Origin of the sequence: Streptomyces soli (assembly GCF_003999195.1) — a bacterium.
In the GTDB taxonomy this organism is placed as follows: domain Bacteria; phylum Actinomycetota; class Actinomycetes; order Streptomycetales; family Streptomycetaceae; genus Actinacidiphila; species Actinacidiphila soli.
The window spans coordinates 23,603-45,249 of sequence record NZ_RJVR01000368.1 but is presented as its reverse complement, the minus strand read 5'-3'; the positions used below and the strand labels follow the sequence as shown (position 1 = coordinate 45,249).

The following is a 21,647-nucleotide window of genomic DNA, read 5'->3' as shown; positions in this document are numbered from 1 at the left end:
GGCCTTTGCGGCCGGGGCCGCGGCCGCGCCCTTGGTGGGGGCCGGGGCCGCTAGCCCGGCGGCGGCCGCCGCCGAGGGCACCGGCAGGCCCGCGTTCCGCCGGTTGCCGGACCTGCCGCCGAACAGGACGGCATGTAACGCGGCGATCCCGGTCCGGGAGGACTACTGGCGGCAAATCGGCCTCGCCGGAATGGTGGTGGGCGCCCACGGCGGCTACCTGATCGCGGCCGGAGGGGCCAACTTCCCGGAGCCGGCGCTCACGGCGAGCAGGGCGAATACGTTGGGCAAGATCTATTGGGCCGACGCCTTCGTGATGGGCCCGGACCGGACGTGGCTGGACCGGAGCCTGAGCCTGCCGGACGCGCTGGCATACTCCGCGTGCGTCAGTACGGCCGACGGGGTCCTGGTGGTCGGAGGCGAGGGCTTCCGTGGCGGCCCGAACGGCGCGTCGCTCGCGACGGTGACGAAGTTCGCGGACGTGTTCCGGCTCCGCTACGACCCGGCCGCGCACCGGCTCGTACGGGAGAACCTGCCGGACCTCCCCCGCCCGATGTCGTACGCCGTGGCCGCGCTGATCGGAAGGAAGCTCTACGTCGCGGAGGGCGCCGACTTCTACTCCCTCGACCTGGCCCGCCCGGGCGACGGCTGGCGCACCCTCCCCACCTGGCCGGGGCCGGCCAGGAGCGTGGCCGTCGGAGCGGCGGTCGGCGGCAGGTTCTACCTGCTGAGCGGCCGTGCCGCCGACGCCGACGGCACGTGGCACTTCTACCGTGACGCCTACGCCTACGACCCCCACACCGCCACCTGGCGCACCCTCACCGAGCTGCCCTGGTGTGTCACCGCGGGCCTTGCGTGGCCGGTGGGCGACGGCCGCCACCTCCTCCTCGCGGGCGGCGACAAGGACCTGGCCCGCTGGAATCTGATCCAGCGGCAGACGGCGGCAGGCCACAAGGACGTGGTGACCTGGATCTACGACCATCACACCGGCTTCAACCGCGAGCTGCTGCTCTACGACACCCACCGCGACCGCTGGCGCGTCGTGGGCGACTTCCCCGGCCCCTCCCAGGTCACCACCCCCGCCGTGCGGTGGGGCGACGACCTCGTCATCGTCAGCGGCGAGGTCCGGCCCGGCATCCGTACGCCCGCGGTGTGGGCCGTCAGGCCGTGATGTCGCGGGTGGTGAAGCGCGCCCAGGCGGCCGACCCGAAGACGGCCACGTACAGGCCCTGGAGTCCGAAGTTGCGCCGCAGTTCGTCCCAGTAGACGGGGTCGCGGAGCAGGTCGGCGAAGCTGAGCCAGTAGTGGGGGAAGAGGTAGGGCTGGATGGCGTGCAGCTGGGGGATCTGGTCGACGATCTGGACGGTGATGAGGAGGCCGACGGTGGTGGCCATGGCGGCGATGCCGCTGTTGGTGAGGGTGGAGATGAACAGGCCGAGGGCGGCTATGCCAGTGAGCGAGAGGGCGACGGTGGCGGCGATGAGGAGGGCGCGCCAGAGGCCTTCGGTGAAGGAGATGGTGGTCCCGGACAGGAGGGTGACGTCGCCGAGCGGGAAGAGGATGGCGCCGACGATCAGCCCGGAGGCGGCTACGACGAGGGTGGCGACGACGCAGAAGGCCAGTACGGAGGCGTATTTGGCGAGGAGCAGGCGGGTCCGGCCGGCCGGGGCGACGAGTAGGTAGCGCAGGGTGCCGGAGTTGGCTTCACCCGCGATGGAGTCGCCCGCGATGACGCCGATGGCCATGGGGAGGAAGAAGGGGAGGGTAGCGGCCAGACCGGTGAAGACCAGGAAGAGGCCGTTGTTGGTGATCTGGGCGATGAAGGCGGGGCCGCCGCCGTCACCGCCGCTTCCACCTCCGCCGGCTCTGCCCCCGCCGCCGTTGGTGTCGATCTTGACCGCGATGCCGATGAGGACGGGCACACCGGTGAGGACGGCCAACAGCGCGAGGGTGCGCCAGCGGCGCATGACGGTGATGAATTCACTGCGGAAGAGACCGAGCTGCCAGAGAACGCCGGGCCTTGGCGCCGGCGTGGGCAGCGTTTCAGCCTGCGACATCGAAGCCCTCCCCGGTCAGGGCGAGGAACGCGTCCTCCAGCGAGGCCCGTTCAAGGCCGAAGCCACGCACGCGGACGCCGGCGGCGACCAGGGCGGCGTTGAGGTCGGCCAGGTCGGGTACGGGGTCGGGCGGGAGGTCGCCGGTTACCTTGCCGTCGGCGGTGGTCTCCAGGTCCGTCACGCCGAGCTCCTTGAGGACCCGTACAGTGTCGGCGGTGTCCGGCGTGGTGACGGCGAGGCGGCTGCGCGCCGCGAGGGCGTCGACGGGGCCTTGGGTGATGAGGCGGCCGCGTGTCATGACGGCGGCGTGGGTGCAGACCTGCTCGATCTCGTCGAGGAGATGCGAGGAGAGGAAGACGGTCGTGCCGTCGGCGGCCAGGCTTCTGACCAGGGAGCGGATCTCCCGCATGCCCTGCGGGTCCAGGCCGTTGGTGGGCTCGTCCAGGACCAGCAGGTCGCGCGGCCGCAGCAGGGCGGCGGCCAGCCCGAGACGCTGCTTCATGCCGAGCGAGTAGGCGCGGGCCTTCTTGCTCGCGGCCGCCGCGAGTCCGACCCGGTCCAGCGCCTCGCCGACCCGGTCCCGGCGGGTGCGGGGGTCGGCGGTGGGGTCGGCGGAGTCGTAACGCAGCAGATTGTCGCGGCCGGAGAGGAAGCCGTACAGGGCGGGGCCCTCGATGAGGGCCCCGACTCTGGGCAGTACGGTGCGCACCGCGCGCGGCATGGGTTCGCCGAGGACGCGCGCGGTGCCGGAGGTCGGCTCGATCAGGCCCATCAGCATGCGGATGGTCGTGGTCTTGCCCGAGCCGTTGGGGCCGAGGAAGCCGAAGACGCTGCCGCGTGGCACGGTCAGGTCGAGCCCGTCGACGGCGAGCTGCCCGCCCCGGTAACGCTTCGTGAGCCCATGGGTTGAGATCACGGCGGGCAACTCCTCCATCGCGCTCCTTCGTCCGTGCCTGCTAGGCCATTGGGCCTACTTGCTCGCGGCCTTGACCAGCGCGTCCTGGCTCACCGCGCCGACGTAGACCTTGCCGCTGTCGGTGATCAGGGCGTTGACCACGCGGGTGCTGACGAACGTGCCCGAGCCGAAGCTGCCCTTGACCGTCTTGCCGAAGCTGCTGATCAGGGACTGGGTGTCGAAGGTGCTGCCCTTGGTGTTGCTCTGTTGCCCGGTCAGGCTGCCCTTGGGGGTCTTCAGTTCGGCGATCGAGTCCCAGCCGGTGCCGATGACGTTCAGACCGTCGAGGGCGGACTTGGCGTTGTCCTGCGCCTTCGTGCCGTCCTTCTTCGCCGCGTCCGCGCCGGACTTCTCCGTGGTCACCTTGGCGCCCTTGGGCGGGGTGAAGGTGAACGTACTCGCCGCGGGCTTGCCGAAGTCCACCTTCGTGAAGCCGATGTCGACGGCCGGCTTCGCGCTGCCCTTGGGCGTGAGCGTGAACTTCAGCGGGACACCCGTCGCCGAGTCGACGGCGATACGGATCGAGCCGACCGTCGTGTCGGCCTGCGTCGGCTTGATGAGCAGTTGGTACGCGTCCCGTCCGGCGACCTTCGCCGTGCCGTCGACGGTGACGGAGGTGGTGCTGTCCACCGCCTTGAGCGCCTGGTCCGCGGCCTGCTGCGGGGTGAGCGTGGAAGACGTGTGGTCCGTCCCGGCGCCGCTCTTGGCCCCCTGCGGGGCGGTCGAGTGGTACGCCTGGTTACTGCCGCTGTCGTACGCCCACACATCGTTGCCGTTGTGGATGACGCTGTACTCGGCGGCGGACTCGACGATCGAGACCTTCTGCCGGTCCGGGCCGTCGGCCGCCACCTGGAGCGTGTGCGTGCCGGTGAGCAGCTTGGTGAGCTGGTCGTTCGGGTTGGCGCTCGCGCTGCCGCCCGTGCCGCTGCCGCCCAGACTGCTCCCGAACGCACTTGCGATGGCCGGGAGTCCGAAGTCCGTACTGAACTTCACCGAGCCGGAGATCGTCTGCGTATCGGAAACCGCGATCTTCTCGATCAGCTTCTTCGCGGTGATGTCCGGCAGATTCGGGCTGCCCGCGCTGGCAAGTGCCGGTACGAGTCCGATCGTCGCCGCCGCCACACCCGCCGCGAGGACGGGTACGGCGTAACGTATCGCCTTCCTTCGCCTCTCGGGGCTGTCGTCTGTCGCTGGGATTCGTGCCATTGCTGTCCGTCCCTACCTTCGTCGTCGCCGGCGGGCCTGCTTGCGTCGCACTCGTCCACCTCTAGGGCCCATTGTCACCCGATCCGCCGTGTGATGGTGGTTCCATCACACCAAACCGGCCGGACCCGCGCATCAGCCGACGGGATCAACCACGCGTACGCCCCTGGGATGACAGACCCCCAGGAACGTATGGGGGTTGGGCTGTTGCCGCGTCGTCGGGGGCGAGCCGGGCGGGCGGCTTCAGCCTGCGCGATGGACCACCGCGTCGCACAGGCCTTCGAGGGCGAGCTTGGCCGCACAGGCGGGCAGCGGCGCCAGGCTCGCCCGGGCCTCGTCCGCGTACCGGATCGTGTCCCGGCGGGCCTGCTCCAGCGCGGGGTGGGCGCGCAGCAGCGCGAGCACCTCCGCGTGCCGGGCGTCGTCGCTGAGGTCGCCGTCGAGCAGCTCGCAGAGCCGGCTGTCGTCGGCGGAGGCGGAACCGTTGGCCTTCGCGACCTGCGCACGCAGGTGCAGCACAGGCAGCGTCGGCACACCCTCGCGCAGATCCGTGCCGGGGGTCTTGCCGGACTCGTGCGAGTCGCTGGCGATGTCGAGGACGTCGTCGGCCAGCTGGAAGGCGATACCGAGCCGCTCTCCGTACTGGGTGAGGATGTCGACAACCGTCTCGTCCGCACCGGACATCATCGCGCCGAACCGGCAGGACACAGCGACCAGCGAGCTCGTCTTGCCGGCCAGGACGTCGAGGTAGTGCGCGATCGGGTCCCGCCCGTCCCGCGGCCCGACGGTCTCCAGGATCTGGCCCGTGACCAGCCGCTCGAAGGCCTCCGCCTGAATACGGACGGCCTCCGGCCCGAGGTCGGCCAGTATGTGCGAGGCCCTCGAGAACAGGAAGTCGCCGGTCAGAACCGCCACCGAGTTGTCCCACCGGGCGTTGGCGCTCGGGACGCCACGGCGCACCTCGGCCTCGTCCATCACGTCGTCGTGGTACAGCGTCGCGAGGTGGGTCAGCTCCACGACCACAGCCGACGGCACGATCCGCGGTGCGTGCGGGTCGCCGAACTGCGCGCTCAGCATCACCAGCAACGGCCGGAACCGCTTGCCGCCAGCCTGCACCAGGTGCCGGGCCGCTTCCGTGATGAACGGGACGTCGCTCTTGGTGGCTTCCAGCAGGCCTTCCTCGACGGCCGACAGCCCGGCCTGGACGTGGGCCTCTAGGGCCTGGTCCCGCACGCTCAGCCCGAAGGGCCCGACGACGGTCGTCACGAGGGATTCTCCTGTCGCTGAGATCGCTTCCGCGGCTTCTGGCGTGGCGCTGTCTACACCGGCAGCGTAACCCGTCGCTTCTCGATCGCTGCGGGGGCATGGCCCCCTCGCCTCGCTACGTCCGCATTTGCCCCAACGCCCGCCGCTCCTAAGCCTGCCCCGCCCTCCACCGCGCATGCCCCCGGCTCGTCCTCAGGGGTTCCGTCCCCCACCCCACCCCTTCCCGAAACCGGGGGGGCTCTCCCCCAAACCTTCGTTTGGGTGGGGGAGTGCCCCCACCCCCTGGACCCTCCCCCAGAGGGGGTACCCCCAGGGTCCTCAAACGCCGGACAGGCTGAATTTGCCCGTCCGGGTTGTGGGTAGGCCGTCCGCCTGAGGAGGAACGGCTGGCACAACCCGGCCACGGACCCGCACCCGACAGCGCACGCGCCTGGGGGTACCCCCTCTGGGGGAGGGTCCAGGGGCAGCGCCCCCGGTTTCGGGAAGGGGCGGGGTGGGGGAAACGAACCCTGCCACGGGCCCGCAGCCGCCCACGGACCGCAACCACCCACCCGGCAGGGGCGCGGAGGCGGGAATCAGCCCGCGGCCACCGCCTTCGCGAGCCGCGGGGACGCCCACTCCGTGCCGCAGACAAACCGCAGCACGGGCCCGAACGTGGCGGCGGCCGGGAGCCCCGTGAAGTAGAGGCCGGGGACGGAGGAGGCGAGGTCGGGGCGGAGCCGGGGGGAGGCGCCGGTGCGGGTGAGGGCGGTGCGGAGGGAGGGGGCGAGGAAGCCGAGGGCTTCGAGGTCGACGCGGTAGCCGGTGGCGGCCAGGACGTGGTCGGCGGCGAACTCGGCGGCGCGGCCGCCCGGGGCGGCGGTGGAGAGGACGACCTTGCCGGAGGCGGAGTCCACGCGGGCACCCCGCAGCGCGTGGCCGGAGGACACCCGGACGCGCCCCTCGAAGCGCTCACGGAGCCACCACGCGCCCAGGGGACCGAGTACGCGCCGCACCAGGTAGAGCCGGGTCGGCGCCGGCAGGTAGCGGAAGGCCTGCGCGTAGTAGCTGAAGGCGTACAGCGAAAAGGCCCGCCCGAAGGGGGAGCCGGGGCGGAAGCGGGGCTGATGGTCGGGGGCGTCGCCGAAGCCGACGGCGCCCCGGCGGCGGGCGAGCAACCGGACCTGGGCGCCGGATTCCGCGAGCAGCGCGGCGGACTCGAGCGCGGACTGGCCGGCGCCGACCACGATGACCTCGCGCCCGGCGAAGCGCCGCAGGTCGGGGTGGTGGGAGCTGTGCGAGACGGGGCCGACCGCCGACGGCCCGTCGGGGGCGAGGCTCCGCAGCGGCTCGGGGACGTATGCGAAGCCGTGCAGCCCGGTGGCGACGACCACCGCCCGCGCCTGGAACTGCTCGCCCGAGTCGAGCTTCAGGTCGAAGCCGGGGCCGCGCTGGTCGACGGAGACGACCCGCACCTGCTCCAGGTCCGGCACCAGGCGCTCCTGGAACCACTGTCCGTAACGGATGAAGGTGTCGACCGGGATGATGTCCCAGTCCGACACCAGCGGCTGCTCCCCCATCGCGCGCCCGAAGTCCCCCAGGGTGTGGCCCGGCTCGGCCGCGGAGATGTTCGAGGCGGCCGGAGTGGACTTCAGCAGCATCCCGGTCGGCATCTGCTCCGCCCAGCTCACCATGGGGCTGCCGAAGACCCGTACGGAGACGCCGAGCGCCCGCAGGTGAGCGGCGGTCGAGAGGCCGTAGGGTCCGGCCCCGATCACAGCTACGGGGTTCATGTGCCGTCCTTTCGAGAGCGGTGAGAGCGGTGAGAGCGGCGTGAGCGGTACATGTGCAACAGGTGCGCGGCGCCCGGCCGCACGAACCGGGCGAGCATCACGGCGAAGGGCTTGAGGTCGTCCCGGGCCAGCCACGCCAGCTCCGTGCCGGAGGCCCGGGCGGGGGCGTGCGGGGTCGTGTAGCCGCTGCGGCGGTACGCGAGCAGCGCGGGCAGGTCGATGTTCTCGACGACGAAGCGGCGGCCCTCGCGCTGCGGGGCGCGCGGGATGTCCCGCCCGGTCAGATCCAGGTGCTGGGCGCGTACGACATCGATCCCGGCTGCCGATTCGAAGAGCCGGAACTGTGCGCCCATACGGGGGTTGAAGTCGAGCAGCTTGTAGCGGCCGTCGCGGCGGTCGTAGCGCCAGTCGAGGTCGGCGATGCCCTGGAAGCCGATCGACTTGCAGAACTGGGCGGCCAGCTCGGCCAGTTCGGGGTTGGCCACGACATACGCGCAGGCGGTCATCCCGGCGTGCGGCGGCCAGGAGCGGACCTTCACGCCGGTGAAGAGCACGGGCTCCCGGGAGCCGAAGTAGGCGTGCACGATCCAGTCCTCGGCATGCTCGCGCGGCAGATACTCCTGCAGGATCACCCCGGGCCGCCGGCCCCACCCCCGGGCGAGTTCCAGCAGCTCGCGTGCCCCGGCGATCCTGGTGGTCCCCCGCACGGCCGGCGCACGGCGGCGTTCGAAGGCCTCGCGGTTCTTGGCCACCACCGGGAAGCGGGCGGTGGCGGCGTACGTCTCGATCTCGGCGTACGAGTCGGGAAAGGCGGCCCTCGGCGACGGCACCCCGTACTGCGCGCACAGCTCGTGCAGCCCGCGCTTGCTCGCCAGCCGACGCGACAGGCCCGGGTCGTCCATCCGGGGGAAGAGAAAGTGCGGCGACAGCTCGTCGGCGTGCTCGGCGATGAGGACCGCGGCCTCTTCGTCGGTCGGTATCAGCACCGCAGTCCGTCCGATGGCCCGCCCGATCCGCCGTAGCCCCTCGACCAGCTTCTCCGCCGGCTCGAGCCCTGTCGTCGGCCACACGAAGCGGCCGCGCAGATAGCGGGAGGCGGCGGCGGGCGTATGTCGGTCCTCGGTGACGGCGTACATCGGCACGCCCAGCCGCCCCAGGCTGCGGATCGCCCCCACGCCGCCATGGTGCAGCGGATAGTTACCGATTTTTACGATCAGCCCAGGAACGGAAGCATTGATCGCAAACGCGGAACTCCGCACTCTTCCCCCCAATGGTCATGGTATCCACGGCCCCACCCCGACCATGACCACTAAGGAAGTTAAGCCCGAATTGAGCATTCCGGCAAGACTTTTTCGGACATTGCGAGCTCTTTAGACACGCACGGCGCCCCGGGATCCACGGATCCCGGGGCGCCAACACGCCTGTGCCACAAGGCGGTTACTTCACTACCTCACGAACACGCCCGCCTGGCCCGCCAGGTCCAGGAAGTACTGCGGCGCGAGCCCGAGCGCCAGCGTCACCGCGACGCCGACCGCGATGGCCGTGGAGGTAAGAGCCGAGGGCACGGCGACGGTCGGGCCGTCGGCCTTCGGCTCGCTGAAGAACATCAACACGATCACCCGGATATAGAAGAAGGCCGCGATCGCCGAGGAGATCACACCGACGATCACCAGCGGCACCGCCCCGCCCTGCGCCGCCGCCTTGAAGACGGCGAACTTACCCGCGAAGCCGGAGGTCAGCGGAATGCCCGCGAAGGCCAGCAGGAACACCGCGAAGACCGCCGCCACCAGCGGCGAGCGCCGGCCCAGCCCCGCCCACTTGGACAGGTGTGTGGCCTCGCCGCCCGCGTCGCGGACCAGCGTGACGACGGCGAAGGCACCGATCGTCACGAAGGAGTACGCGGCCAGGTAGAACAGCACCGAGGAGACACCGTCCGGCGAGGCTGCGATGACGCCGGCCAGGATGAACCCGGCGTGCGCGATGGAGGAGTACGCGAGCATGCGCTTCACATCGGTCTGGGTGACGGCGATGATGGCGCCGACCAGCATCGTCAGGATGGCGACGCCCCACAGCACCGGCCGCCAGTCCCAGCGCAGGTCCGGCAGGACCACGTACAGCAGTCGCAGCAGCGCGCCGAAGGCCGCGACCTTGGTGGCCGCCGCCATGAAGCCGGTGACCGGCGTCGGGGCACCCTCGTAGACGTCGGGGGTCCACATGTGGAAGGGGACGGCGCCGACCTTGAAGAGCAGGCCCATGCCGACCAGCGCCGTGCCGATGAGCAGCAGGGCGTCGTTGGCCGAGGAACTGGCCAGGGCCGGGGTGAGCTTGGCGGTGCCGTCGATGACGGAGGCGATCCCGGAGTACGTGACCGTGCCCGCGTAGCCGTAGAGCAGGGCGATCCCGAAGAGCAGGAAGGCCGAGGAGAAGGCGCCGAGCAGGAAGTACTTGACCGCCGCCTCCTGCGACATGACGCGCCGGCGGCGGGCCAGAGCGCACAGCAGGTAGAGCGGGAGGGAGAAGACCTCCAGGGCGACGAACAGGGTCAGCAGGTCGTTGGCGGCCGGGAAGACCAGCATGCCGCCCACCGCGAAGAGCAGCAGCGGGAAGACCTCGGTGGTGGTGAACCCGGCCCTGACCGCTTCCTTCTCCTGCTCGCTGCCGGGGATCGCCGAGCCCTGCGCGGCGAAGGAGTCGACGTGCCGGCCGTGGGCCTTGGGGTCGAGCCGCCGTTCGGCGAAGGTGAAGACGCCGACGATGCCGACCAGCAGGATCGTGCCCTGCAGGAAGAGCGCCGGGCCGTCGACCGCGACCGCGCCCATGGCCGCGATGTGCGCCTTCTTGCTCGCGTAACCGTCGGCCGCGAGCGCCACGACGGCGGCGAAGGCGGCCGCCATGCCGAGGACGCTGACGCCGATCTGGGCGAGGTAGCGGGAGCGGCGCGGCAGGAAGGCCTCGACCATGATCCCGACGACCGCCGCGCCGAAGACGATCAGCACGGGGGCCAGTTGGGCGTACTCGATCTTGGGGGCCGGGATCTTGTCGGCGGTGGTGGCCGCCGTTGTCCACAGGCTGTGGACAGCCATGGTGCTGCTCACTTGGAGGCCTCCAGCGGCGGCTTGGGGTCGGTCTTGTGCACATCGGAGAGCGTCTGCCGGACCGCCGGGTTCACGATGTCGGTCACCGGCTTCGGGTACACGCCGAGCAGGAGCAGCAGCGCGATCAGCGGTGCCACGACGGCGAGTTCACGGACCTTCAGATCGGGCATCCCCGCGACCCCGGCCTTCACCGGGCCCGTCATCGTCCGCTGGTAGAGGACGAGGACGTACAGCGCGGCGAGGACGATGCCGACGGTCGCGATGATCCCCAGGGCCGGATAGCGGCTGAAGGTGCCGACCAGGACCAGGAACTCGCTGACGAAGGGCGCGAGCCCCGGCAGCGACAGGGTGGCCAGACCGCCGATCAGGAAGGTCCCGGCCAGCACCGGGGCGACCTTCTGCACGCCGCCGTAGTCCGCGATGAGGCGGGAGCCGCGCCGGGTGATCAGGAAGCCCGCCACCAGCATCAGGGCGGCCGTGGAGATCCCGTGGTTGACCATGTAGAGGGTCGCGCCGCTCTGGCCCTGGGAGGTCATGGCGAAGATGCCCAGGATGATGAAGCCGAAGTGCGAGATGGAGGCGTACGCGACCAGTCGCTTGATGTCCCGCTGGCCGACGGCGAGCAGCGCACCGTAGATGATGCTGATCACCGCCAGCACCAGGATCACCGGCGTCGCCCACTTGCTGGCCTCCGGGAAGAGCTGGAGGCAGAAACGGAGCATCGCGAAGGTGCCGACCTTGTCGACGACCGCGGTGATCAGGACGGCGACGGGGGCGGTGGACTCCTGCATCGCGTTCGGAAGCCAGGTGTGCAGCGGCCACAGCGGCGCCTTGACGGCGAAGGCGAAGAAGAAGCCGAGGAACAGCGCCCGTTCGGCCGTCGACGACATGTTCAGCTTGCCGGCGGCCCGCGCCTGCAGGATCTCCTGGAGGGAGAAGGTTCCGGTGCCGAGCTGGTTGGCGGTGACGGCGTACAGCCCGATGACGGCGGCCAGCATGATCAGGCCGCCGGCCAGGTTGTAGAGCAGGAATTTCACGGCCGCGTACGAGCGCTGGCGGGCCGCCTCCTCTTCCCCGTGCTCATGGGCACGGTCCCCGAAGCCGCCGATGAGGAAGTACATCGGGATGAGCATGGCCTCGAAGAAGATGTAGAAGACGAAGACGTCGGTGGCCTCGAAGGAGATCAGCACCATCGCCTCGACCAGCAGGATCAGCGCGAAGAAGCCCTGCGTCGGCCGCCAGCGGCGGTTGGGGTTGGCGTCTTCGAGCGGGTCCGCGTCATGCCAGCCGGCGGCGATGACGAAGGGGATCAGCAGTGCGGTGAGACCGATCAGCGCGACCGCGATGCCGTCGACGCCCAGCTCGTAGCGGACTCCGAAGTCCTTGATCCAGGCGCGCGATTCGGTCAGCTGGTAGCGCGCCCCGCCCGGGTCGAACCGTACGACGACGATCGCGGCCAGCACGAGCGTCGCCAGCGAGAAGCCCAGCGCCAGCCACTTGGCCGCTACGCGGCGAGCGGCTGGTACGGCGGCCGTGGCGATCGCGCCTACCGCCGGCAAGGCGGCGGTAGCCGTCAGAAGGGGGAAAGACATCACGCCACCGTCCTGTTGCGGGCGTTGTTAAAGCGGATCGGCCACCGCGATGCCGGGGGGCGGGTGGCCCCCGCGGCGGACAGTTCGGCCCTCATCACGCCACCCCCCTCATCAGCAGCGTCGCGGCGATCAGCACGGCGGTCCCGCCGAGCATCGACACGGCGTAGGACCGTACGTAACCGTTCTGCAGGCGGCGCATGCGCCCCGACAGGCCGCCGACGGAGGCGGCGGTGCCGTTCACCACGCCGTCGACGACGCTGTGGTCCAGATAGACGAGGCTGCGGGTGAGGTGCTCGCCGCCGCGCACCAGCACCACGTGGTTGAAGTCGTCCTGGAGCAGGTCGCGGCGTGCGGCCCGGGTCAGGAGCGAGCCGCGCGGAGCCGTACGCGGGACGGGCCGGCGCCCGTACATCAGCCAGGCCAGGCCCACACCGAGGACGAGGACGACCATGGTGCCGGCTGTGACCGTAGCGGCACTGACCGGCGAGTGGCCCTCCGCGTGCCCGGTGACGGGCTCCAGCCACTTCAGGAAGGACGAGTTGAGGCTGAACAGCCCGCCCGCGAAGACCGACCCGAAGGCCAGCACGATCATCGGGATCGTCATGGACTTCGGCGACTCGTGCGGGTGCGGCTCGTGGCCCTCGGCGTCGGGCTCCCAGCGCTTCTCGCCGAAGAACGTCATCAGCATCACGCGGGTCATGTAGAAGGCCGTGATGGCCGCGCCCAGCAGGGCCGCACCACCCAGGATCCAGCCCTCCGTACCGCCCTTGGCGAAGGCGGCCTCGATGATCTTGTCCTTGGAGAAGAAGCCGGAAAGACCCGGGAAGCCGATGATCGCCAGATAGCCGAGCCCGAAGGTCACGAAGGTGACCGGCATGAACTTCCGCAGGCCGCCGTACTTGCGCATGTCGACCTCGTCGTTCATGCCGTGCATGACCGAACCAGCGCCGAGGAAGAGCCCGGCCTTGAAGAAGCCGTGCGTGACCAGGTGCATGATCGCGAAGACGTAGCCGATGGGGCCCAGCCCGGCCGCCATGATCATGTAGCCGATCTGCGACATCGTGGAGCCGGCCAGCGCCTTCTTGATGTCGTCCTTGGCACAACCGACGATCGCACCGAAGAGCAGCGTGACCGCGCCGACCGTGACGACCGCCGTCTGCGCGTCCGGGGCGGCGTTGAAGATGGCACCCGAGCGGGTGATCAGATACACGCCCGCCGTCACCATCGTCGCCGCGTGGATCAGCGCCGAGACGGGGGTCGGGCCCTCCATCGCGTCGCCGAGCCAGGACTGCAGCGGCACCTGGGCCGACTTGCCGCACGCGGCGAGCAGAAGCATGAAGCCGATGCCGGTGAGGATCCCCGTGTGCGCCTTGCTCACGGCGTCGAAGACCGGCCCGAAGGAAAAGGTCCCGAAGGTCGTGAACATCAGCATGATCGCGATCGACAGGCCCACGTCGCCGACGCGGTTGACGATGAAGGCCTTCTTCGCCGCCGTCGCCGCGCTCGGCTTGTGCTGCCAGAAGCCGATCAGCAGGTAGGAGGCGAGGCCGACGCCCTCCCAGCCGACGTACAGCAGCAGGTAGTTGTCGGCGAGGACGAGCAGCAGCATCGCCGCGAGGAAGAGGTTGAGGTAGCCGAAGAAGCGGCGGCGCCGCTCGTCGTGCTCCATGTAGCCGATCGAGTAGATGTGGATCAGCGTGCCCACACCCGTGATCAGCAGGACGAAGGTCATCGACAACTGGTCGAGCCGGAAGGCGACATCCGCCTGGAAGCCGCCGACCGGCACCCAGCTGAAGAGGTGCGACTGCAGTGTCCGGCCTTCGCCGGAGCGTCCGAGCATTCCGGCGAAGAGGACGACGCCGATCACGAAGGACGCGGCCGCCAGCGCGGTGCCGATCCAGTGGCCCGTGCGGTCCAGCCGCCGGCCGCCGGTCAGCAGCACACCGGCGCCCAGCAGCGGGGCCAGGACGAGCAGTCCGATCAAGTTCTCCACTTTGCGCTACCCCTCAGAGCTTCATCAGGCTGGCGTCGTCGACCGAGGCCGAGTGGCGGGAGCGGAAGATCGTCACGATGATCGCCAGTCCCACGACCACTTCGGCGGCGGCGACGACCATCGTGAAGAAGGCGATGATCTGGCCGTCCAGATTTCCGTGCAGCCGGGAGAAGGTGACGAACGCCAGGTTGGCGGCGTTCAGCATCAGCTCGACGCACATGAAGACCACGATCGCGTTGCGCCGGATGAGCACCCCGGCCGCGCCGATGGTGAACAGCAGCGCCGACAGATACAGGTAATTGACCGGATTCACTTCCCGACCTCCTTACGCGAGGGCTTGCGGCCCAGTCGCTCCGCCGTACGCTGCTCCAGCTCGGCCAGATCGCTCAGCGCCTCGCCCGACACATCGCGGACCTGCCCGCGTGCCCGCAGCGTGTCGCTGACCGTCAGCGCGGACGGCGTGCCGTCCGGAAGCAGCCCGGGGATGTCCACCGCGTTGTGCCGGGCGTACACACCCGGGGCGGGCAGTGGCGGGACCTGCCGGCCCTCGCGCACCCGCTGCTCGGACAGCTCGCGCTGGGTCGACCGGCGCTCGGTCCGCTCGCGGTGGGTGAGGACCATCGCGCCGACGGCCGCGGTGATCAGCAGCGCGCCGGTGATCTCGAAGGCCCATACGTACTTGGTGAAGATCAGCGCCGCCAGGCCCTCGACATTGCCCTTGGCGTTGGCCTGGCCGAGCCCGGTGAAGTTGCCGAGCGAGGCATTGCCGATGCCGACCATCAGCAGGATGCCGAAGCCGATGCCGGTGAGGGCCGCGAGCCAGCGCTGGCCCTTCAGCGTCTCCTTGAGCGAGTCGGCGGCGGTGATACCGACCAGCATCACGACGAAGAGGAAGAGCATCATAATCGCGCCCGTGTAGACCACGATCTGCACGACCCCGAGGAAGTACGCGCCTTGTGCCAGGTAGAAGACGGCCAGGACGATCATCGTCCCCGCCAGCGACAATGCGCTGTGCACCGCCTTCTTCATCAGTACGGTCCCGAGCGCGCCCAGCACCGCGACGGTGCCGAGCACCCAGAACTGGAACGCCTCCCCGGTGGAGGTGGTGTACGCGGCGGCGAGTGGGGTGATCATGCTTCGCCTCCCGTTCCGGCGGGTGTGGTGTCCCCCGTGGCGGGCACCGACACCTCGTCGGGCTTCTCGCCCTTGCTCCGCGCCACCTGGCGCTCGGTGCCGGGCGCGGCCTCGGTGACCAGGCCCCGGTAGTAGTCCTGCTCGTCCGTCCCTGGAAAGATCGAGTGGGGGCTGTCGACCATGCCCTCTTCGAGGCCCGCGAGCAGCTGCTCCTTGGTGAAGATCAGGGATTCGCGGCTGGAGTCGGCGAGTTCGTACTCGTTCGTCATCGTCAGCGCCCGCGTCGGGCAGGCCTCGATGCACAGGCCGCACAGGATGCAGCGGGCGTAGTTGATCTGGTAGACGCGGCCGTAGCGCTCGCCCGGGGAGTAACGCTCCTCCTCGGTGTTGTCCGCGCCCTCGACGTAGATGGCGTCCGCCGGGCAGGCCCACGCGCACAGCTCGCAGCCGATGCACTTCTCCAGCCCGTCCGGGTGGCGGTTGAGCTGGTGCCGCCCGTGGAAGCGCGGCGCCGTGGGCTTCTTCTCCTCCGGGTACTGCTCGGTCAGCCGCTTCTTGAACATGGCCTTGAAGGTCACGCCGAAGCCTGCGACCGGGCCGAGGAACTCAGGCATCGTCGGCCTCCTTCTCGTTGTCGGCGGCGCCGACGAGTTGGCGTTCCGCACGCGAACGGCGACGCGGCACCGGCGGCAGGGTCTGCCCCGGCAGTGGCGGCACGGGGAAACCGCCCGCCAGCGGGTCGAACTCCTGTGGTGGCGCGTCCTTCTCGGCCGCCGCCCGTTCCTTGCCCTCGCGATCGTGGAACACGTCGAACACGAGCGAGGCCAGGAGTACGAGGACCACCGCCCCGCCGACGTAGAGCACGATCTGCTGGAAGTCGTAGTTCTCGTTGCGCAGCGCCCGCACGGTGGCGACCAGCATCAGCCAGACCATCGAGACCGGGATCAGGACCTTCCAGCCGAGCTTCATCAGCTGGTCGTAGCGCACGCGCGGCAGGGTGCCGCGCAGCCAGATGAAGAAGAACAGCAGCAGCTGCACCTTCACCACGAACCACAGCATCGGCCACCAGCCGTGGTTGGCCCCCTCCCAGAAGGTGCTGATGGGCCACGGGGCCCGCCAGCCGCCCAGGAAGAGCGTGGTCGCGACGGCCGAGACCGTCACCATGTTCACGTACTCGGCGAGCATGAAGAGCGCGAACTTGATCGACGAGTACTCGGTGTTGAAGCCGCCGACCAGGTCGCCCTCGGACTCCGGCATGTCGAAGGGAGCGCGGTTGGTCTCGCCGACCATGGTGCCGATGTAGATGATGAACGACACCGGGAGCAGCACGATGTACCAGCGGTTCTGCTGCGACTCGACGATCGTCGAGGTCGACATCGATCCGGAGTAGAGGAAGACCGAGGCGAAGGCGACGCCCATCGCGATCTCGTACGAGATCATCTGCGCGCACGAGCGCAGGCCACCCAGCAGCGGATACGTCGAGCCCGACGACCAGCCGGCGAGCACGATGCCATAGATCCCGATCGAGGCCGTGGCCAGGATGTAGAGGATGCCGATCGGCAGGTCGGTGAGCTGGAGCGCCGTGCGGTGCCCGAAGATCGACACCTCGTTGTCCGCGGGGCCGAAGGGGATCACCGCGATCGCCATGAAGGCCGGGATCGCGGCGACGATCGGCGCCAGGATGTAGACGACCTTGTCGGCGCGCTTGACGATGATGTCTTCCTTGAGCATCAGCTTCACACCGTCGGCGAGCGACTGGAGCATGCCCCAGGGGCCGTGACGGTTGGGGCCGATGCGCAGCTGCATCCAGGCGACGACCTTGCGCTCCCAGACGATCGAGAACAGCACGGTCACCATCAGGAACGCGAAGCAGAAGACCGCCTTGACGACCACCAGCCACCACGGGTCGGTGCCGAACATCGTCAGGTTCTCTGCGGCGAGTGTGTGCGTGGTCACCGCTGCACCTCCAGCTTGACGACCTGGCCGGGGACGGCGCCGGTGTCGGACGCCACTCCCCCGCCCACGGAGTTGAGCGGGAGCCAGACGACGCGATCGGGCATCGCCGTGACCTGGAGCGGCAGCCGTACGGACCCGGCCGGTCCGGACACCTCCAGCACCTGGCCGTCGGCCACGCCGACCTCCTCGGCCGTGGCGGCGGAGAGCCTGGCCACCGCCGGATGCCGGGTGCCGGCCAGCGCGTCGTCGCCGTCCTGCAGCCGCCCCTGGTCCAGGAGCAGCCGGTGGCCGGCGAGCACCGCCTCTCCGGGCCCCGGCTGGGGCAGGGTGGCGGGCGTCTCCAGCGGCGGCGAGGCGTGCGGCCCGTCGTAGGGCGCGAGCCGCGAGAGCTCGGCCCGGGTGGACGCCACGTCCGTCAGGCCCAGGGATACGTCGAGCGCGTCGGCCAGCATGGTCAGCACTCGCGCGTCCGGCATCTGGAGCCGGCCGACCGCCTGGTCGGGCTTGAGCGCGGCCTCGAAGAGCCGGGCGCGGCCTTCCCAGTTGAGGAAGGTGCCGGCCTTCTCGGGGACGGCGGCGACCGGGAGGACGACGTCGGCCCGGTCGGTCACCTCGCTCGGCCGCTGTTCGAGGCTGACGACGAAGCCGACCTCGTCCAGGGCCTTGCGGGCGAGCACCGGGTCGGGCAGGTCCGCGAGTTCGACGCCGCCCACGAGCAGCGCCGCCAGGTCGCCCTTGGCCGCCGCCGCCAGGATCGCGCCGGTGTCCCGGCCGAAGCGGTGCGGCAGCAGGTCGACGCCCCAGACCTGGGCGACCTCGTCCCGGGCCCGGGGGTCGGTGACCGGGCGGCCGCCGGGCAGCAGCCCGGGCAGGGCGCCCGCCTCCACGGCGCCGCGCTCACCGGCACGGCGGGGGATCCACGCGAGGGTGGCGCCGCTGGCCTGGGCGAAGCGGATGGCGGCGGTCAGCGCGCCGGGGATGGCGGCCAGCCGTTCGCCGACCAGGATCACCGCGCCCTCGGCCCGCAGCGCGTCGGCGGCCTGCTGGCCCAGCTCGTCCAGTCCGACGCCACCGGCAAGCGCGTCCAGCCACTCCGATTCGGTGCCCGGCGCGGCCGGCAGCAGCACGCCGCCCGCCTTCTGCAGGCCCCGGGTAGTGAACGGCGCCAGCGCGTAGGCCTGCTGGCGGCGCTTGCGGTGGGCCTTGCGCAGCCGGAGGAAGACCCCGGGCGCCTCCTCCTCGGCCTCGAGCCCGGCCAGCAGCACGGCCGGTGCGGCCTCCAGCAGGCGGTACGTGACCCCGCTCCCGTCCAGATCACGCCCGCGGCCGGCCACAGCGGCAGCCAGGAAGTCGGCCTCCTCGGCGGAGTGCGTACGGGCCCGGAAGTCCACGTCGTTCGTGTCGAGCACGACCCGGGCGAACTTGGCGTACGCGTACGCGTCCTCCACCGTCAGCCGCCCGCCGGGCAGGACGCCGGTCCGCCCCCGCTGGAGGCCGCGTGCCGCCGCCTCCAGGGCCTCGGGCCAGCTGGCGGGCTCCAGCTCCCCGCTCTCGGCGTTCCGTACCAGCGGATGCGAAAGGCGCTCCGGCCGCTGCGCGTAGCGGAAGCCGAAGCGGCCCTTGTCGCAGATCCACTCCTCGTTGACCTCCGGGTCGTCGGCGGCCAGCCGCCGCATGACCTTGCCGCGCCGGTGGTCCGTACGCGTGGCGCAGCCGCCGGCGCAGTGCTCGCAGACGCTGGGCGACGAGACGAGGTCAAAGGGCCGCGAGCGGAAGCGGTAGGCCGCCGACGTCAGCGCCCCGACCGGGCAGATCTGGATGGTGTTGCCGGAGAAGTACGACTGGAAAGGGTCGCCCTCGCCGGTACCGACCTGCTCCAGCGCGCCGCGCTCCAGCAGCTCGATGAAGGGGTCACCGGCGATCTGCTGCGAGAAGCGGGTGCAGCGCGCGCACAGCACGCACCGCTCACGGTCGAGCAGCACCTGCGTGGAGATGGGCACCGGCTTCTCGTACGTCCGCTTCTTTCCCTCGAAGCGGGTGTCGGACTGGCCGGCGCTCATCGCCTGGTTCTGGAGCGGGCATTCGCCGCCCTTGTCGCAGACCGGGCAGTCCAGCGGGTGATTGATGAGCAGCAGCTCCATCACCCCGCGCTGCGCCTTCTCGGCGACGCCGGACGTGAGCTGCGTCTTGACGACCATCCCGTCCGTACAGGTGATGGTGCAGGACGCCATGGGCTTGCGCTGGCCCTCGACCTCGACGATGCACTGCCGGCAGGCGCCGACCGGGTCGAGCAGCGGGTGGTCGCAGAAGCGCGGGATCTCGATGCCGAGCAGCTCGGCGGCCCGGATCACCAGGGTGCCCTTGGGTACGGAAAGCGGGATGCCGTCGATGGTGACGGACACCAGGTCTTCGGACGGTACCGCCGCCTCTCCGGAGGGGGCGTTGGTCGTGACGGTCACGCGGTCACCTCCAGGTGAGACTTGTCGGCCCACACGGTGGACTTGGCCGGGTCGAAGGGGCACGCGCCGAGCTCGATGTGGTCCTCGTACTCCGCGCGGAAGTACTTGAGGGAGGAGAAGATCGGGCTGGCGGCGCCGTCGCCGAGGGCGCAGAAGGACTTGCCGTTGATGTTGTCGGCGATGTCGTAGAGCTTGTCGAGATCGGAGAGCGCGCCCTTACCGGCCTCGATGTCGCGCAGCAGCTGGACGAGCCAGTACGTGCCCTCGCGGCAGGGCGTGCACTTGCCGCAGGACTCGTGGGCGTAGAACTCGGTCCATCGGGTCACGGCCCGCACGACGCAGGTCGTCTCGTCGAAGCACTGCAGCGCCTTGGTGCCGAGCATGGACCCGGCGGCGCCGACGCCCTCGTAATCCAGCGGGACGTCCAGGTGCTCGTCGGTGAACATCGGGGTCGAGGAGCCGCCCGGCGTCCAGAACTTGAGCCGGTGGCCCGCCCGGATGCCGCCGCTGATGTCGAGCAGCTGGCGCAGGGTGATGCCGAGCGGGGCCTCGTACTGGCCGGGGTTGGTGACGTGGCCGCTGAGCGAGTAGAGCGTGAAGCCCGGGGACTTCTCGCTGCCCATCGAGCGGAACCACTCCTTCCCCTTGACCATGATGGCCGGGACGGACGCGATGGACTCGACGTTGTTCACCACCGTCGGGCACGCGTACAGGCCCTCGACCGCCGGGAAGGGCGGCCGCAGGCGGGGCTGGCCGCGCCTGCCTTCGAGGGAGTCGAGCAGCGCGGTCTCCTCGCCGCAGATGTACGCGCCCGCGCCGGCGTGGACGGTCAGCTCCAGGTCGAAGCCGGAGCCCTGGATGTTCGGGCCGAGGTAGCCGGCCTGGTAGGCCTCGGCGACGGCGTGGTGCAGACGGCGCAGCACCGGGACGGTCTCGCCGCGCAGATAGATGAAGGCGTGGTTGGAGCGGATCGCGTGGCAGGCGATGACGATGCCCTCGATCAGCGCGTGCGGGTTGGCGAACAGGAGCGGGATGTCCTTGCAGGTGCCCGGCTCGGATTCGTCCGCGTTGACCACGAGGTAGTGCGGCTTGCCGTCACCCTGCGGGATGAACTGCCACTTCATGCCGGTCGGGAAGCCTGCGCCGCCACGGCCGCGCAGCCCGGCGTCCTTCACGAAGGCGATAACGTCGTCGGGCGGCATCGCGAGGGCCTTCTTCAGCCCTTCGTAACCCTCGTGACGGCGGTAGGTCTTCAGGGTCCAGGACTGCGGGTCGTCCCAGAACGCCGACAGAACCGGCGAGAGCAGCTTCTCTTCCGAGTCCACCATGGTCACTTGTCCTCCCCGTCCTCTTCCGTGACCGGCCCAGCCTGGTGGTCCGGGTCGGAGACCGCGGACCGTAGCGGGGCATCGTGCGAGCTGGGGTGGGCCGGCGGCGTCTCGTCCTGCGGCGGCGACGAGGGCTGGCGCGGTACGCCCGCCCCGGCACCCGGCAGCGATTCGCCGCGGGCCAGCCGCAGTCCGGCGAGGGAGGCGTGGCCCGCCCCGCCGGTGGCTTCGACGGCGCCGGGGCGCTCGTCGGGGAACCCGGCGAGGATCCTGGACGTCTCCTTGTATGTGCACAGTGGAGCGCCCCGGGTCGGTTCGACGGTTCGGCCTGCCAGGAGGTCGTCGACGAGCCGCTTGGCGGACTCCGGGGTCTGGTTGTCGAAGAACTCCCAGTTGACCATCACCACGGGCGCGAAGTCGCAGGCCGCGTTGCACTCGATGTGCTCCAGCGTGACCTTGCCGTCCTCCGTGGTCTCGCCGTTGCCGACGGAGAGGTGCTGCTTGAGCTCGTCGAAGATCTGGTCGCCGCCCATGACGGCGCACAGCGTGTTGGTGCAGACCCCGACCTGGTAGTCGCCGCTCGGCTTGCGGCGGTACATGGTGTAGAAGGTCGAGACCGCCGTGACCTCGGCCGTCGTCAGCTCCAGCAGCTCGGCGCAGAAGCGGACGCCGGTGCGGGTGACATAGCCCTCCTCGGCCTGCACGAGGTGCAGCAGGGGCAGCAGGGCGCTTCGGCTGCTCGGATAGCGCGCGATGATCTCGCGGGCGTCGGCTTCGAGCCGCTGCCTTACGTCGGCCGGATAATCCGGCGCGGGCATCTGCGGGATGCCCAGGCTCACG

At 70.4% G+C, this 21,647-nt stretch carries 17 protein-coding genes; 1 reads left to right on the top strand and 16 read right to left on the bottom strand.

Going from position 1 to position 21,647, the window contains the following annotated elements:
• Positions 1-1,168, top strand: a 1,168-nt coding sequence (locus EFK10_RS45565; RefSeq protein WP_164836463.1) for a galactose oxidase, incomplete at its 5' end; no start/stop codon positions are given.
• Here the strand turns inward: EFK10_RS45565 and EFK10_RS45560 are convergent.
• From EFK10_RS45560 to nuoE, 16 genes are all read right to left on the bottom strand, one after another.
• Positions 1,158-2,054 (bottom strand): ABC transporter permease, encoded by an 897-nt coding sequence (locus tag EFK10_RS45560; protein ID WP_127361508.1) that lies wholly within the window; start codon positions 2,052-2,054, stop codon positions 1,158-1,160. The genes EFK10_RS45565 and EFK10_RS45560 overlap by 11 nt on opposite strands.
• Positions 2,041-2,988 carry an ABC transporter ATP-binding protein gene (locus EFK10_RS45555; protein ID WP_127361507.1) on the bottom strand — a complete coding sequence of 316 codons (948 nt, stop codon included), beginning with the start codon at positions 2,986-2,988 and terminating at the stop codon, positions 2,041-2,043. The genes EFK10_RS45560 and EFK10_RS45555 overlap by 14 nt, the downstream gene beginning before the upstream one ends.
• 36 nt (positions 2,989-3,024) lie before the next feature.
• Positions 3,025-4,215: a LolA family protein gene (locus EFK10_RS45550; protein ID WP_127361506.1), complete on the bottom strand. Its 1,191-nt coding sequence runs from the start codon at positions 4,213-4,215 to the stop codon at positions 3,025-3,027.
• Positions 4,216-4,455: 240 nt separating this feature from the next.
• Entirely contained in the window at positions 4,456-5,478 is a 1,023-nt protein-coding gene (locus EFK10_RS45545; protein WP_127361505.1) for a polyprenyl synthetase family protein, read from the bottom strand.
• 575 nt (positions 5,479-6,053) lie between these two features.
• Complete coding sequence (locus tag EFK10_RS45540) at positions 6,054-7,250, bottom strand: NAD(P)-binding domain-containing protein (RefSeq protein ID WP_127361504.1); 1,197 nt, start codon at positions 7,248-7,250, stop codon at positions 6,054-6,056.
• Complete coding sequence (locus EFK10_RS45535) at positions 7,247-8,425, bottom strand: carboxylate--amine ligase (protein WP_240677872.1); 1,179 nt, start codon at positions 8,423-8,425, stop codon at positions 7,247-7,249. Before EFK10_RS45535 ends, EFK10_RS45540 begins: the two co-directional genes overlap by 4 nt.
• 270 nt (positions 8,426-8,695) lie before the next feature.
• On the bottom strand, positions 8,696-10,345 hold the full coding sequence (gene nuoN, locus EFK10_RS45530) for an NADH-quinone oxidoreductase subunit NuoN (protein WP_164836461.1): 1,650 nt from the start codon (positions 10,343-10,345) through the stop codon (positions 8,696-8,698).
• On the bottom strand, positions 10,342-11,937 hold the full coding sequence (locus EFK10_RS45525; protein WP_127361502.1) for an NADH-quinone oxidoreductase subunit M: 1,596 nt from the start codon (positions 11,935-11,937) through the stop codon (positions 10,342-10,344). The genes nuoN and EFK10_RS45525 overlap by 4 nt, the downstream gene beginning before the upstream one ends.
• A gap of 94 nt (positions 11,938-12,031) precedes the next feature.
• Complete coding sequence (gene nuoL / locus EFK10_RS45520; RefSeq protein ID WP_127361501.1) at positions 12,032-13,930, bottom strand: NADH-quinone oxidoreductase subunit L; 1,899 nt, start codon at positions 13,928-13,930, stop codon at positions 12,032-12,034.
• A gap of 13 nt (positions 13,931-13,943) precedes the next feature.
• Positions 13,944-14,243 (bottom strand): NADH-quinone oxidoreductase subunit NuoK, encoded by a 300-nt coding sequence (gene nuoK, locus EFK10_RS45515; protein ID WP_127361500.1) that lies wholly within the window; start codon positions 14,241-14,243, stop codon positions 13,944-13,946.
• Complete coding sequence (locus tag EFK10_RS45510) at positions 14,240-15,064, bottom strand: NADH-quinone oxidoreductase subunit J (protein WP_206305845.1); 825 nt, start codon at positions 15,062-15,064, stop codon at positions 14,240-14,242. Before EFK10_RS45510 ends, nuoK begins: the two co-directional genes overlap by 4 nt.
• Positions 15,061-15,678, bottom strand: a complete 618-nt coding sequence (gene nuoI / locus EFK10_RS45505; RefSeq protein ID WP_127361499.1) for an NADH-quinone oxidoreductase subunit NuoI — start codon at positions 15,676-15,678, stop codon at positions 15,061-15,063. The genes EFK10_RS45510 and nuoI overlap by 4 nt, the downstream gene beginning before the upstream one ends.
• Positions 15,671-16,984 (bottom strand): NADH-quinone oxidoreductase subunit NuoH, encoded by a 1,314-nt coding sequence (gene nuoH / locus EFK10_RS45500; RefSeq protein WP_127361511.1) that lies wholly within the window; start codon positions 16,982-16,984, stop codon positions 15,671-15,673. Before nuoH ends, nuoI begins: the two co-directional genes overlap by 8 nt.
• A gap of 32 nt (positions 16,985-17,016) precedes the next feature.
• Positions 17,017-19,479, bottom strand: coding sequence for an NADH-quinone oxidoreductase subunit G (locus EFK10_RS45495; protein WP_127361498.1), 2,463 nt, complete (start codon positions 19,477-19,479; stop codon positions 17,017-17,019).
• Entirely contained in the window at positions 19,476-20,807 is a 1,332-nt protein-coding gene (nuoF, locus tag EFK10_RS45490; protein WP_127361497.1) for an NADH-quinone oxidoreductase subunit NuoF, read from the bottom strand. The genes EFK10_RS45495 and nuoF overlap by 4 nt, the downstream gene beginning before the upstream one ends.
• Before the next feature lie 2 nt (positions 20,808-20,809).
• Positions 20,810-21,625 carry an NADH-quinone oxidoreductase subunit NuoE gene (gene nuoE, locus EFK10_RS45485; RefSeq protein WP_206305846.1) on the bottom strand — a complete coding sequence of 272 codons (816 nt, stop codon included), beginning with the start codon at positions 21,623-21,625 and terminating at the stop codon, positions 20,810-20,812.
• Positions 21,626-21,647 lie beyond the last annotated feature (22 nt).

Coding starts and splice junctions, on each gene's coding strand:
- EFK10_RS45560 (WP_127361508.1), bottom strand. CDS start 2,054: ATGTCGCAGGCTGAAACGCTGCCCACGCCGGCGCCAAGGCCCGGCGTT.
- EFK10_RS45555 (WP_127361507.1), bottom strand. CDS start 2,988: ATGGAGGAGTTGCCCGCCGTGATCTCAACCCATGGGCTCACGAAGCGT.
- EFK10_RS45550 (WP_127361506.1), bottom strand. CDS start 4,215: ATGGCACGAATCCCAGCGACAGACGACAGCCCCGAGAGGCGAAGGAAG.
- EFK10_RS45540 (WP_127361504.1), bottom strand. CDS start 7,250: ATGAACCCCGTAGCTGTGATCGGGGCCGGACCCTACGGCCTCTCGACC.
- EFK10_RS45525 (WP_127361502.1), bottom strand. CDS start 11,937: ATGTCTTTCCCCCTTCTGACGGCTACCGCCGCCTTGCCGGCGGTAGGC.
- EFK10_RS45510 (WP_206305845.1), bottom strand. CDS start 15,064: ATGATCACCCCACTCGCCGCCGCGTACACCACCTCCACCGGGGAGGCG.
- nuoI (WP_127361499.1), bottom strand. CDS start 15,678: ATGCCTGAGTTCCTCGGCCCGGTCGCAGGCTTCGGCGTGACCTTCAAG.
- nuoH (WP_127361511.1), bottom strand. CDS start 16,984: ATGTTCGGCACCGACCCGTGGTGGCTGGTGGTCGTCAAGGCGGTCTTC.
- nuoF (WP_127361497.1), bottom strand. CDS start 20,807: ATGGTGGACTCGGAAGAGAAGCTGCTCTCGCCGGTTCTGTCGGCGTTC.
- nuoE (WP_206305846.1), bottom strand. CDS start 21,625: ATGCCCGCGCCGGATTATCCGGCCGACGTAAGGCAGCGGCTCGAAGCC.